13 protein-coding genes are annotated in these 12962 nt (G+C 66.4%); 4 read left to right on the forward strand and 9 right to left on the reverse strand.

The window, feature by feature from the left end; translation table 11 throughout:
* Positions 1-595: 595 nt before the first annotated feature.
* Positions 596-1648, reverse strand: coding sequence for a DUF1616 domain-containing protein (locus GO488_RS02635; protein ID WP_162316248.1), 1053 nt, complete (start codon positions 1646-1648; stop codon positions 596-598).
* 233 nt (positions 1649-1881) lie between these two features.
* Between GO488_RS02635 and GO488_RS02640 the strand changes: the two genes are divergently transcribed.
* On the forward strand, positions 1882-2916 hold the full coding sequence (locus tag GO488_RS02640; protein ID WP_241692881.1) for a GNAT family N-acetyltransferase: 1035 nt from the start codon (positions 1882-1884) through the stop codon (positions 2914-2916).
* 9 nt (positions 2917-2925) lie between these two features.
* Here GO488_RS02640 and GO488_RS02645 read toward each other — a convergent pair whose 3' ends face one another.
* Positions 2926-3285, reverse strand: a complete 360-nt coding sequence (locus GO488_RS02645; protein WP_162316249.1) for a DUF7344 domain-containing protein — start codon at positions 3283-3285, stop codon at positions 2926-2928.
* 543 nt (positions 3286-3828) lie between these two features.
* On the opposite strand from GO488_RS02645, the gene GO488_RS02650 reads away from it, so the two are divergent.
* Positions 3829-4359 carry an HTH domain-containing protein gene (locus tag GO488_RS02650; RefSeq protein WP_162316250.1) on the forward strand — a complete coding sequence of 177 codons (531 nt, stop codon included), beginning with the start codon at positions 3829-3831 and terminating at the stop codon, positions 4357-4359.
* On the opposite strand, the gene GO488_RS02655 is transcribed toward GO488_RS02650, so the two are convergent.
* On the reverse strand, positions 4356-4712 hold the full coding sequence (locus GO488_RS02655) for a DUF5658 family protein (RefSeq protein WP_162316251.1): 357 nt from the start codon (positions 4710-4712) through the stop codon (positions 4356-4358). The genes GO488_RS02650 and GO488_RS02655 overlap by 4 nt on opposite strands.
* Positions 4713-4957: 245 nt before the next feature.
* Between GO488_RS02655 and GO488_RS02660 the strand changes: the two genes are divergently transcribed.
* A complete protein-coding gene (locus GO488_RS02660) occupies positions 4958-7048 on the forward strand; it encodes a pre-peptidase C-terminal domain-containing protein (RefSeq protein WP_162316252.1) in 2091 nt (696 codons plus the stop codon).
* A gap of 57 nt (positions 7049-7105) precedes the next feature.
* Here the strand turns inward: GO488_RS02660 and GO488_RS02665 are convergent, their stop codons facing one another.
* The 3 genes from GO488_RS02665 to GO488_RS02675 all read right to left on the reverse strand — a co-directional run bounded on the left by GO488_RS02665 (position 7106) and on the right by GO488_RS02675 (position 8983).
* On the reverse strand, positions 7106-7459 hold the full coding sequence (locus GO488_RS02665; protein ID WP_162316253.1) for a HalOD1 output domain-containing protein: 354 nt from the start codon (positions 7457-7459) through the stop codon (positions 7106-7108).
* Positions 7460-7535: 76 nt separating this feature from the next.
* A complete protein-coding gene (locus GO488_RS02670) occupies positions 7536-8105 on the reverse strand; it encodes a metal-dependent hydrolase (protein WP_162316254.1) in 570 nt (189 codons plus the stop codon).
* A 353-nt stretch (positions 8106-8458) separates the two neighbouring features.
* Complete coding sequence (locus GO488_RS02675; RefSeq protein WP_162316255.1) at positions 8459-8983, reverse strand: DUF7344 domain-containing protein; 525 nt, start codon at positions 8981-8983, stop codon at positions 8459-8461.
* 318 nt (positions 8984-9301) lie between these two features.
* On the opposite strand from GO488_RS02675, the gene GO488_RS02680 reads away from it, so the two are divergent.
* The gene (locus GO488_RS02680; protein ID WP_162316256.1) at positions 9302-9913 is read left to right on the forward strand and encodes a DUF7344 domain-containing protein; all 612 of its coding nucleotides are present in this window, start codon (positions 9302-9304) and stop codon (positions 9911-9913) included.
* A gap of 42 nt (positions 9914-9955) precedes the next feature.
* Here the strand turns inward: GO488_RS02680 and GO488_RS02685 are convergent, their stop codons facing one another.
* The 3 genes from GO488_RS02685 to GO488_RS02695 all read right to left on the reverse strand — a co-directional run bounded on the left by GO488_RS02685 (position 9956) and on the right by GO488_RS02695 (position 12952).
* Positions 9956-10852, reverse strand: coding sequence for a phosphoribosyltransferase HisG-related protein (locus tag GO488_RS02685; RefSeq protein WP_162316257.1), 897 nt, complete (start codon positions 10850-10852; stop codon positions 9956-9958).
* Between the two features lie 64 nt (positions 10853-10916).
* Complete coding sequence (locus GO488_RS02690) at positions 10917-12050, reverse strand: hypothetical protein (protein ID WP_162316258.1); 1134 nt, start codon at positions 12048-12050, stop codon at positions 10917-10919.
* Positions 12051-12121: 71 nt separating this feature from the next.
* Positions 12122-12952 (reverse strand): MBL fold metallo-hydrolase, encoded by an 831-nt coding sequence (locus tag GO488_RS02695; RefSeq protein ID WP_162316259.1) that lies wholly within the window; start codon positions 12950-12952, stop codon positions 12122-12124.
* Between the last annotated feature and the right edge of the window lie 10 nt (positions 12953-12962).

The raw sequence follows: 12962 nt of genomic DNA on the forward strand, positions 1-12962 counted from the left end.
ACGCTTTTTTCCGCAGGGCAGACTTTCGCTGCCATTCGGTACGCAGTCAGCGACGCACAGTCGAAGCGCGATTGCTCAGCGACCGATCGCGATAGACGGCCGGGGGTCGGCGCTCGGCCCGCGCTCGACGCCGCCGAGGACGCGCGTACGGCCGACGCACCGAGCCGCATCGACATAGTCTCACGACGCGCTGGGCGACCGAGAGCCGGCGGGCTCCGGACGCCGGCCGGTGGGTTCCAGTACCCCGTCGCACGGCAGACCACGCTGGACCGAACGACGAGAGCGGGTCGACCAGACGACGGGCCAGCGCCGACTGATCGACGGACCAGTTCGGCTGTACGGCGAACCGTCGGCTCGCCGCGGCTCCATTCACCGACGCCGCGTAGCCGCCGAGTCGACACGGAGCGACACGCCGCTCTCGTGGGGAGGCGACGGCGGTGACGGCGTCGCTGTGCCGACACGACTGCCGTGACAGGCTGTCCTGATTGCTGGACGGGTGAGCGTGTCGTCGGCTCAGAATAGCATCGACGGGAAGGCGATGCGGAAAAGACGGAACTGCGCTCGAACGGCGGCGTTACTGGGACGGCGTCGGGGCCTAAGTCGCGTTCGCTGACTGCGTCGCGTTCGCCGACTGGGCCGTCTGTGACTGATCGGTCGGCGTCACGTCGAGCCGCAGGTAGAGGACCCGTTCGGCCGTGTTCTCGTTCACGTCGTCGGGCATCGGCCCGCGGACGACGTAGTAGACCAGGCGGAGGTCCTGACCGGCCATCGACGGGCTGACGGTGTGGTCGTAGGTCCACGTCTCGTTGACGCCTACGCGTTGGTTCTGGGTCAGCAGGTCGTTGCTCGCCAGTACGGTCCCGCCGTCCACGCGCTGAATCTTCGCGACGATCGTGTAGTTGGCCGCCTCCTCGTGGTGGTTCGTGACCTCCACGACGAGCTGCTGCGGTTGGCCCTGCGTGACGTTGGTCGGGTAGCCGCCCAGTCCGCCGTCGCCGGACTTCGTCAGCAGCGACGCGCTGGTATAGGACATCGACTGCTGCGGCCCGGCGAGGGCGACGGTGGCCGACCCGAGGGCGGCCACGACCGCGAGACAGAGACAGACCGTCAGCACGTTCGTCACCGCGTCCCCGGCAAAGACGCCCTCGTTCCGTGGCTGTCGCGCGACGGTCAGCGGGTCGAAGCGCTCCCGGGACGGTAGGAGGAGCCGCCGCGCACCGCCGACGACGACGCCGACGCCGACGATGGCCCACACCGCCGCCAGGACGGACTCGGTCGTCAAGAGGACGCCCGCCGCGCCGAGAGTGACCGCGAAGAGCGGGATCAGCGTGACGCTGACGCCGAAGGCGAGCGCCAGTCGCTCCTGGGGGAGCAGACCGTCGTGGGCCGAGGACAGCGAGAGCGTCCGCGACTGCTCGCCCGCGTCCCTGTTTCGCGCCCGGCCGGGAAAGAGCGCCGCGACGACGGCGTAGCCCGGGGCGAAGAAGACGAGTATCGACCCGACGACGAACAGGCCGACCTCGCCGCCGACGCCGCCGGCGACCGCCGCCGTCGCGAACGCGACGTACGCGACGAGGACGACGAGGTCCACCGGGACGACGTCGAGAGTCGATTCCACGAGGCGACGGGCAGTTTCCGTGACACTCACACGTCGGTCCCCCACTGGTCGGCCGAGCGCGAGGCGTCGGCCGGGACGCTGACCACAGACATTGTTCGGTTACGGGCTTTCCCCGAACGTCGCTTTGTTATACCGCGCATACCACCGCTGGCCGTCGGTTCGGGGGCGGCAGACTACCGACGGAGGCCGTACCGTAGGCTGGGTATAACTTACCCCCCGGGGCGGCCACTTTCTGGCCGACAGATGTGGGCGTGTAACTGCCAATGGCAAGGGCCGACACACCGCGGGAGGGACCGATGAGTCCGGAGATCTCGAAACTATCGACGAACGACGGAGCGGTATGGAACGACGCGCTCGATCGGACCGACGAACGGACGCCGTTTCACCGGTTCGAGGCGCTCGAAGTGTTCGCCGCGCACTCGGGGGCGGAGTTTCACCCGCTGGTCGGCTACAAGGGACAGGAGGAGATCGGCCTGTTCCCGCTGTTCACCCTGGAGAAGGGGCCGATAACGACGGCGTTCTCCCCGCCGCCGAACCTGAAGGTGAGCTATCTGGGGCCGGTCCTGTTGACCCAGCCGGGGATGAAAGCCAACACGGTCGAGCGCCGGCGACAGCGGTTCATCTCCGCCTGTATCGACTGGCTCGACGAGGCGCACGCGCCCCGGTACGTCCACGTTCGGACGGCCATCACGACGCCGGACACCCGCCCGTTCGACTGGGAGCTGTTCGAGGAGACGCCGCGTTTCACGTACGTCGTCGACCTCGACACCGGACCGGAGGCGCTGTTCGACCGGTTCAGCCGCGACGCGCGCTCGAACGTGCGCGAAGCCGAGGAGGCCTGTTCCGTCTCGCTGTCCGGCCGAGACGCCGCTCGACGGATCATCGAGCAGGTCAAACAGCGCCACGACGAGCAGAACATCGGCTTCCCGGTGACCCCGGAACTGGTCGGGGACCTCTACGACGCGCTCCCGGAGGGATATCTCAGACCGTACGTCTGTACCATCGACGGCGAGTTCGCGGGCGGGAGTCTCGTCCTCGACGACGGCGAACGCGCCTACGGCTGGCAGGGGACCGTCAAGCAGGACATCGAGTACGACATCAACGACTTGCTCCACTGGGAGATCATCCGGGACGCCGCCGACCGCGGCGTCCGGAGCTACGACCTCGTCGGCGCGAACAACCCGCGCCTCTCGCGGTACAAATCGAAGTTCGCGCCGACGCTGACGCGGTATCACTCCCTGGAACGGAGCGCGACGGGGTTCGGGATGATGGCGCAGCTGTACCGACGAATCCAGTGAGAAGCCGGATCAGGACTCGTCGACGGCGGCGAGCCACGTCTCGATCCGCTCGTCGCCGCGGTACCGGACGCTGTTCGTCTCGCGGTCGTAATCGACGACGCCGGCGGCGTCGAGCTTCGGGAGGTGCGCGTGGTGAAGCGAGACGGCGATCCGGTGGCTCGGCGTCGCGCCGAGGCCGGTCGCTCGCTCGGTCTGTGCGATGGCCGTCGCGAGCGACTCCAGCGTGACGGGCCCGCCGGCGTCGACCAGCAACTCCAATAGGGTTCGCCGCCGCCGGGAGGCGAGCAGTTCGATCGCGTCGGAATCGGGGAGCAACCCCGTCTCGCTGTCCCCGTCACGGAGCGGCGATTCGTCGTCCTCAGGCGACATGGGTAGACCGAACTCGCGGGGCGATCGGCGCGCTCGCGACGGCGACCACCTCACTCATCGCGGGACGGTGAACGGCGGGTTCTGTACCAGACGCCGAAGGCGAGCGCTGCGATGCTGACCAACAGGATTCGTTTCGATGCGAACATCACGCCGGATACTCACACGAGGAGACAGTAGTTATACGTCGTCTTCTCGCGTTTCCAGATTCGATATTCGAGTGAAACAGTTCGTCCCGTCCGGCGGACGAACGACTGCCTACCGCCGCTAACCAGGGAATAACAATACAACTAGCCCGTGCAGTCAGAACGCGGGGAGAGCGACACTGCACGTACTGGCCAACCGGTCCATCCCTTGCCAACTCACCCACCCCACCCCCCCACTCAGGCCACGCGACGGCGGGCGTCGTCGTCCGAACTGCGCTGTCCGCTCTCCCCCAACGCGATTCGTCCGGGAGTCTCGGGGAGAACGTTCGTAAGAGTTTCTTAGCCCCGAAAAGGCTGTGTGTATTTAATACCGTGCTCGGGACATCCCGATCCGAGACCAATGAGTTCAGGTGAGTCCCACGAACGCCTCGACAGGCTGTTGCCTTCCGGCGAAACGGACCTCCGCGTCGAGGTGTTCGTCCACTCTCTCGCGCCCGTGGGATGTAAAGAGAAACAGGATACCCTGGTCGAACGACTCAGGGCGCTCGTCGCGGACGGCGAGCTCGCGGATATCGATCTGCATGTCTGGGGAGACAGCGTCGCGACCGGCGGCCCGCTCGCGGAGGTCGGGGCCGGCGAGCGAATCTCGGCCGCGATCGGCGAGTTCTACGAACTGGCCGCGAAAACTGACGTCTCCATCTCGCCGTTCTTCCGCATCTCGAAGGTGACGTCGAGCGTCACTGACGAGTCGTTCCGGCGTATCGTCCCCCCGCACTGCTGTATTGCGCTGTACGCCGAGGACGAACTGGTCGGCGTCTTCCCCAGTCTGATAGACGGCGTCGCTTGCACACCCGACGACGCGGTCGCGTACCTCGAAGCGCGCACGCCCAGCGAGCTCCCCTCTCAGATACTCGCCGACGACCGTCCCTAACTGCAGAGGTGCGCGTAGCGGGCCAGCAACAGCCCGTTGTGGCCCACGGCGTACAGTTGCGGCAGCGAGAACGCGAGCAGCGCCGCGCGCCGATAGGTCGTATCGAGGCGGCGACAGACCGCGAACAACACGCCCAGCGCGGCGATTTTCAGGGCCAGTAACCCGACACCGCCCGCGACGTCGAGGATAGCTCTCGCGACCGGGTTCGCTTCGCTGAAACACAGCGACAGCCCGACCAGCGTCAGGGCGACGTCGGCGCTCGATGCCCCCAACACGACGCCCCAGAGTACGTGGTCGTATCGCAGTCGGGAGTCCCGAAGGAATCCGACGTTCGCGGCGAGATCGGAGGTCACCGGTGAGTAGTGGTCGGGACGTGCATTGGTAACAGGCCGTATAACGGCCCGCTGCAACGGTCGAAGGGAGCGGTTACCGCGAGAAATCGAGACCTAGGTGGCCCAACCGCCGCGGAACCCGTTATTCGGGCCGTACGCCCCAGCGAGGCCCCGTACAGAGTGGGTAACTATACCATAGTCTCCTGTTCTCTCGCTGTGATGTCCGATACAGACAGCAGTTCGGAATCCCGAGATGGGGGTGACCGATGACCGCACGCCTCGCGACCGTCGGCGTGGTCCTCTTGGTGGCGCTCACCGCGCCGATCGCCGGCGTGGGTGCCGTCGCCGCCGCGCCGGGAGACGACACGCGCGAGATAGCCTACGGCGAGACCGTGAGGGGTGCCGTCGACAGCGTCGACGCGATACGAGACAATCCGACCGAGAACGGCCACAGCGGCCAGTGGTACTACGAGCCGGTCTCGTTCGAGGGCGAGGCCGGGGACGTGGTCAACATCAGCCTCTACGGCCCGACCGACACCTCGATGGTGCTCGTCGGTCCCGACGGCCAGCGCCTCTCGCACAACGAGGACGGCGGGACGGGCAACAACTCCGAGATCGTGACGCGGCTGCCCGCGGACGGGACCTACACCATCCAGGTGACGAGTCACTTCCCGGAAGACAGCTACGAGTACCTGCTCTCGCTGCACCGACTGGACGCCGAGGACCGGACGTCCATCGAGCTGGGTGAGACTGTCGTCGGCACCGTCGACGAGTCGAACCCGGAGAGCGAGCAGTTCCACGGCCGATACGCCGAGCTCTCGCTCTCGGCACCCGTCGGGCAGGAGATCGAGCTGACTCACTCCTCGGCAGCCGACTCCGGGCTGTTCCTGATCGGCCCGAACAACCGAGTCGTGGCCCAGAAGGTCGCTCCGTACGCCGGACAGGACGTCACGCTCCGGTACGTCATCGAACAGGAGCGGCCCTACACGGTCATCGTCGCGAGCGACGACTACGAGGGCGAGTTCTCCTACCAGGTGAGCGCGAGCGCGGTCGCGGAGAACGAGAGCGCGAACGACAGCGCGACGGGGAACGAGACCGCCGCGAACGAGACGAGCGACACCACCGATGACGAGACCGAGGGCCACAGCGGCCACGCCCCGGACGCTCCCGCTTCGTCGTCGCTCCGCGTGCTCGACGGCGGACTCAACCAGTCCGCGACGACGCTCGGGACGTCCGTGACGCATACGGTGACCGTCGCCAACTTCGGCGACGCCGCGGGGACGTTCGACGAACCGATCGTCGTCGACGGCACCGAGACCGTCCGGTACAACGCGACGCTCGCGCCCTACGAGATGCGGACGCTCAGCGTCAGCATGACGCCGAACCGGACCGGCCAGTACGCCGTCGCCCTCGGTGACAGGGCCGCGCAGTCCCTGACCGTCGTGCCGCCGGCGAACGCCGACGGCAACACGGTGCAGATCGGTAACGACACCTACGTCGGCGTCGCCCAGAACGCGATGGCCGGGCAGACGGTCCCCTTCGAGTTCGAGATGGGGGCGGCGGACGCGACTCTCCGGACGGTGTCCGTCGACGCCGGTGGGTCGGGGACGCTGTGGCTCGAGGCGACGCGAACGGCGAACCTCTCCGCCGGCGGCCCGCCCGCCGACGGGCTCGCCGTTCAGCACGGCTTCGCGCTCAGCCCGTCCCTACAGAGTAACGGAACCACGGTCGATCAGTCGATTCAGCGCGGCGCGGTCACCGTCGACGTGTCCCGAGCCGCGCTCGGCGAGACCGCCGAGGCCGACGTCGTCCTCTACCGATACGACGAGGACGCGGGGACGTGGAACGCGCTGCCGACGACTCGCGTCTCGTCCACCGCGGAGAACGTGACCTACCGGGCGGAGACCGATCGGTTCTCCACGCTCGCGCTCGGGACCGTCACGGCCGCCCAGACCGGCGGCTCGCTCTCGACGAACGCCGTCTCGGCCGGTGAGACGGTCACCGTGACCGCGACCGTTCGGAACGCCGGGTCCGCGCCCGTCGAGACGACTGTCCCCGTCACCGTCGACGGTGATACCGTCACCGAACGAACCCTGACCGTCCAGCCGGGCGGCGAGCGGACGTTCACCGCGACGCTCTCGCCGGCCGCCGGGACGCACGCCATCGGCGTCGGCGACACGCAGGTCGGCACGCTCGACGTCGCGGCGTCGGGAACGGCCGACGGCGAGGACGCGGTGACGACCGACGCGACCCCGACCTCGACGACCGGCGGCGACGGTCCCGGCTTCACCGCCGTGGTCGCGCTGCTCTCGGTCGTGGCGGCGCTGCTGATGGGATACGGGCGCAGAGAAGCGTAAGCCGACGCCCGAACGGCCCACCAAGCCGTTCGAGGCGATCGGTATCGCTAGGTACCGTTATTCCGGCGGCGAAATCTCTATTTTCCCGCCGCTGGTGACGACGATCTCGAACCCGTCGACCGTGGCCGTCACGCTCACCGAGTCGCCGCTCCCCGTGATGATCGCGTCGAGCGCGTCCGTGTCTATCTCGTCGTACAGCGGGCTGAGCGCCGTCGTCTCGCAGTGACGGACAGTCGCCAGCGCCTCGGCGACCGCGATACTCGGCGAGACGTCCGCGAACGAGACAGTCGTCGTGTACGTGTCGGTCATCGGGTCGTAAGTCGGTTTGGCCGCGTCCGCGTCAGCCAACTCACCACCGGGTAGTTCCCATGCCTGTGCCTGCTCAGGATGGCCGGAGTCGTTGCCGTTCATCGAGCTAACAGGAGGTCGATGCACAGCGTAATAAAGGCTCCGTCAGACGCGACCGACGAAGGCAACTAGCGCGCCCTTACCGACTGTTCGCGCGCGGTCGGAGCAGATCGAGGCCGGGCCACCCGTCGTCCCACCACAGGATGAACGTTACCCCGAGCAACAGCGCTTCCAGCGCGAGAAACCGATACCCCATGGGCGTGCCGAGAATCCCGACGAACTCGACGAACAGCTCGCCGGCGCGGGCGAAGATCGCCGTCGGCTCCATGGGATGGGCCGGGACCACCGGCCAGAGCAGGAAGCCGAGCCTGAGGTGCCCCCCGAGAACGAACGAGTAGACCGCGTCGGCCGGCGGGTGTGCGAGGTACGCGAGCGCGAACCCGACGCCCACCGAGGAATGGCCGTACCGATGCGCGACCGCGACGACCAGGAGCGATATCGGGACGGCGAACAGGATCGAGTGTGCGAGCGACGTCCCCGAGGGCAACAGCGTCGTCCCCCAGCCGAGCGGTTTGTCGACGAGGTCGGGGAACTGCGAACCGACGGCGACGGCGACGACGTCGACGCCGCTGGGGCGCTCCCGCCCGCGGACACGAACGTACAGCGAGTAGACGAGGTATCCGACGGCGAGGTGTTCCCACGGCCACATCGGCTATCCGCTCCTCGGAGCGACTGCAGTTGAGTGTCTCACGCCAGCCGCTGAGGAGCGTTTCCGTATTGTTATACTGATTATACTCCGGGACGATACCGCTCCCGTCTGGTGGTTTTTCCGCTCGGTCGACGGACGTGAACCCCGCCGTCTGACTCGTAAAGTATGAACTACATTATCTGTCCTATGAACTTAATTACTAACCCCGAAGGAGGGGTTGTCGCCGGTGATGCCTGAGCACATCACGGACCAGGAGTTGGAACGGATGGCCGAGTTCGCGAACACGCCGGTGTACCTGCGAAAGCCCGAACAGTTACTCCCCGAAGACGAGGAGTGACCGCGCCGGGGCGATCTCACTCGGTGAATTCGACCGGTGGCGGGCGTTCTCGCCAGCGGTAGACGACGTGGACCGCGGTCAACACGACGAACGCACCGACCACTATCATCGCGACAGTCCCTTCCGCGACGCCGAGTCCGGCGACGGACGCGGCGATGAGGAGCGTACTCAGGACGGCCAACCCGAGATAGTACAGGTACCAGCGCGGCTCCTCGGACTGCTCGCCGAGATACGGGTCGATCTCGGACGCCTTCCGCGAGATCGACACTTCTCCGGAGTCCTCGTCGTACTCGACGAGACCGGAGTCCGCGAGCTTGGGGAGATGTGTCTGATACAGTGACACGTACACGCGTTTGCGCTGCTGTGTCGAGAGCTCCTCGACCGTCGTGTCGTTCTCCCAGGCCGCGACGTGCTCCGCGAGGTCGGTCAGCTGGATCGGGTTCGGCTCGGTCCGCAGGAAGTACAGGACGTACCGACGGCGCGGGCTACTGAGGATGTCGAAGACGCGGTCGCGTGAGAGTTCTGTATTGTTTTGTTCCATCGCATCCGTCACTGCGGTTGGTGAGGAGGCTGTTCATCTGGCTGTCGTCCGAGACGACACGAACGTACCGATAATCGGACACCCATTTGTTACAGCGTCGTTACTCCCGAGACAGGCCGGATTACTGCCTTCGGCGGCAGCAAGATCCGAACCTGATACCGCCGTTCGCGACGCGTCGGGACGGTCTCGACAGCCGTTCGCCTCGCTACCGAACTGGTTAGAAAATGGTAAAGAACTATATACTTCGATTGTCAGATAAGAAGTGGAACCGTCGCTACCGCACCGTCGCTGGACCCCGTTCCCGAAATTCAACTACCCGTGACAGATAACGCGAATCCACAGGCGAGATCGAAGTCGAACGCGCCGAGCGAGGCCGACGGAGCGACCGAATCCGCCGGCGAGGGTGGTGACGAGGCTGCGGGACGCGCGGCGGACTCGACCGCCGCGCCTCTCACCGACAGCGAGCTGTTCGACGTCTTGAAAAACGAGCGCAGACGCGCGGCTCTCTCGCTGCTCTTCGCCTCGGAGGACGCCCGGGTCTCGGTCAGTTCCGTTTCCGAACAGGTCGCGGCCCGGGAGAACGACACGACGGTCGATTCGCTCGAAGAGCAGCAGCGAAAGCGCGTCTACGTCTCCCTCTATCAGTGTCACCTCCCGAAGATGGACGGGCTGGGAATCGTGGAATTCGACCGCGAGACGGGCACTATCGCGCTGGGCCCCAACGCGACGGTGCTCAGCGGCTACGTCGACGGCGAAGCGAACGCCGGACGAGCGTGGTATCGCTACTACGCCGCGGTGGCGGTCGCGGGGGCGGTCGGCGTTCTCGCCAATCGAGTCGCCGGGCAGATTCTCGCCGCCGAACTCCTCACCGGGGGCGTCCTCCTCGCCGTCGCCGCCTGTGCGGTCGCTCACTGGTACCGGGAACGCTAACGCGGGGGAATAACCGGTTCGTACCGGCCCGTGAACCGGGACTCAGACCGACTGCAGCGCCGTCTCCTCGGGAGCGGTAAAGAGGTCCGCGACTCGCCGAGTGGTGTCGTCGCCCTCGCTCGCGTTCTCCAGGAGGACGGTCTCGCTCGGGAAGAGGCGCTCGCCGAGTTCCAGGTCGTGGTCGCGTGCGGTCGATCCCGTCACCGTGAGGTAGACGCCGATGCCCGTCGCGGCGATATCGGCCTCCTCCTCGTTGCCGTTATCGGGGTAGGTGAACGTGATACCGTCCAGGGCCGCCGTTCCCAGCACCGCCTCGACGAGCCGTTCGTAGCGCGGCGAGATACAGAGCTCCCCCTCGTATTCGGCGACGAATTCACGGTTCAGCGGTCGGTTCTGGGCGTCGATCACGCCGGGCAGCGCCAACAGCGTGTGATAGACCGTATCGCCGAGTCCGGTGACCACCCGGACGTCCGTATCGAGCGGGTCGATGCGGTCGTTTATCTCCCCGATGCTCGTGAGCGGGTCGTCCCGGAGCTGGACGACCTCCTCCAAGACGAGGTCGGCGCTGTCGAAGCCGAGCGCGAACTCGTGGGTCCGGAGGGCGCGGAACGGCTCCTCGCGGCCGATCAGCTGCACGTCGCCGTGGTCGGTCGGGACGGTGACGCTGTCGAAGACGACGCGGCGCGGCATCCCGTCGCGGTCGTCCCGGAGCAGCGTGTACTCCGGTCGGCGCGGGTCCGAGAGCGTCGAGTACTCGGCGAGGCGATGGTAGACGTCGTCGTCGGCGCGCTGGTTCCCCTTGGTGATGGCCTTCTCGTAGCGAAGCGTCGAGATGATGTCGTCGGCCAGCTCGGCGGTCCCGGTCCGAGACGCGAGCCGTTCGAGGACGGCTTCGAGGGGCCTGCCCTTTCGCGGCACGGCCACCCTGGTCGTCGTCATTACGGCGATCGACAGGAGCGAGCGGTAAAACCAGTTCGATTCGAACGAGGAGCCCCGGCGGGGTTCAGTTGCCGCCGCCGATGACCGACGAGAGCTGTTCGCGCCACTGTTTGAGCTCCTCGATCTCGTCCTCGAGGGTCGTGAGGCGCTCGTCCACTTCGCCGTCGCCGATCTCCTCGCGCAGCGAGTCGAGTTCCGATTCGAGGTCGTCGAGCTGGTCGTCCAGCTCGTCGACGGTCCCCTCCACGTCGTTTACGTCCGATTCGACGGTCTGGACTTCGTCGTCGAGGCGAGAGACATCCTCGCTCGCCGACTGTGCGGTCGACTTCGCGCTCTGAATATCGGACTCGAAACTGGCGAGCTCGGACTCGAATCGCTCCAGACGATCACTAAAGTCCGAGATCATCTGATCTCCGGTCCCATTTTCAGCGAGAAACTCTTCGAGCGCGTCGGTATACGCACGGAGGTCGGATATATCTCCCTGAATACGCTCGATACGCGCCTCGTTGACGCCGTCCGTCGGTTCGTCGTCCTCAGAGACGGCATCGAGCGCTCGCTGGAGGAGCTTTACGTCCTCGGGCGAGACGTTCTGTCGTCGAATCTCGTCGGCCATCGCCGCGACGACGCCGTCCTCCACGTCGGGTGCCGCCTCGTCTCCGTCCCCGTGCGTCGCCCCGTCACCGCCGCCGGGGCGGTTCGGGTCCTTCAGGTCGAGCGTCTCGATGTCCTCGTCGTCCTCGTCTTCCAGTCCGGGGACGCTGTCGGCGTCGCCCGCGATGACGTCCCTGACCGCGTCGTCGCCGCCGCCAACCAGGTCGGCGTCGTCCCCGTCAGTCGGCGGGTCGACGGACTCGATCTTCGGTTCCGTGAGGAACTTCTCGACGTCGTCGGTGCCGGTCGCGCGGATGCCGTAGACCGTCGTGTAGTCCGCGTCGGCTTCGACCTCCTTCTCGAAGGCGATGCGGTCCTCGTTGATGTCCCAGTACTCCGAGCCGTACTCGGGGTGGAAGCCGAGGTCCTCGACGGCCACGTCCTCGGGCACCTCGTCGACGAGGCGAAGCGTCACCGGTTCCGTTCGACGGGACTGTACGTTGAACGCGATCGCGGGCACGGGGAACTCGTCGGCCTCGAACCGCTTGGTGACGGTGACCCCATCAGAGGCGACGGTAACCTCTTCATATGTTTGCGAATCACTCATGTTTGTTAATCCATACCCCGCAGTATTAAAGCTACTTCGCCTCTCGCAAGCGCTGATTTCGACCGCCGCCGTCAGAGGTCCACGCGATCGCCGATCTTCGCGATCTCGAGCGATCGGGGGTACTCGAAACTGTTGGCGTGGTTGTGCAGGACCGTCGGCTCGGTCGTCATGCCCTTCCACATGTCCCAGTGGCTCGGCAGCAGCCGGTCGAGTCGGAGTTCGTTCGCCGCCTCGATGATCATGTTCTCGTCGCTGTACCACTGCGTGCGCGTCGGTTCGCCGGTATCGCTGTCGTCGATCATACCGATGGTCCCGAACGCGAGGACGCCGAGGTCGATGTCGTACGCCTCGCCGACCGCCTCGAAGTCGCCGGGGCGGGCGTCGCCGCCGTGGAAGAACGTCCCCGACTCGTGTTCGAAGACGTAGGAGACCGGATGCTCGGCGTCGGGGTCGTTCGCCGGTTCGACGTGTATCGTCAGATCGCCGATCTCGAGCGCGTCGCCCTCCTCGACCTCGTGGAGCTGGTCGTCGGTCACCGACCAGTTATCCATCCACGCCTCCTCGCGGATGACGTCGTGACCGCTGTCGGTGGTGTAGTAGTCCGCGTTCGTGCCCGCGAGGATCGGGGCCTGCGAGGGACCGTGGACGTGATCCGTGTGCTCGTGGGTGCCGAGCACCGCGTCGGCCTCTTGTACGTCCGTCGGATCGAACGGCACCGGTACCATGCGGACCGTGCGCGGCGGGTCGCCGATACCGAGATACGGGTCGATGAACACCGTCGTATCGCCGCTGGACTTGACGATGAAGCCGTTACAGCCCAGATACCAGATGGCCAGCCCGTCGGGGTCGGCGTCCTCGACGGCGCGCAGGAGCCAGTCGTCCCAGTCGGAATCAACCGTCATGTCCCTGTCT

This window comes from Haloarcula limicola, from assembly GCF_010119205.1.
Taxonomy (GTDB): domain Archaea; phylum Halobacteriota; class Halobacteria; order Halobacteriales; family Haloarculaceae; genus Haloarcula; species Haloarcula limicola.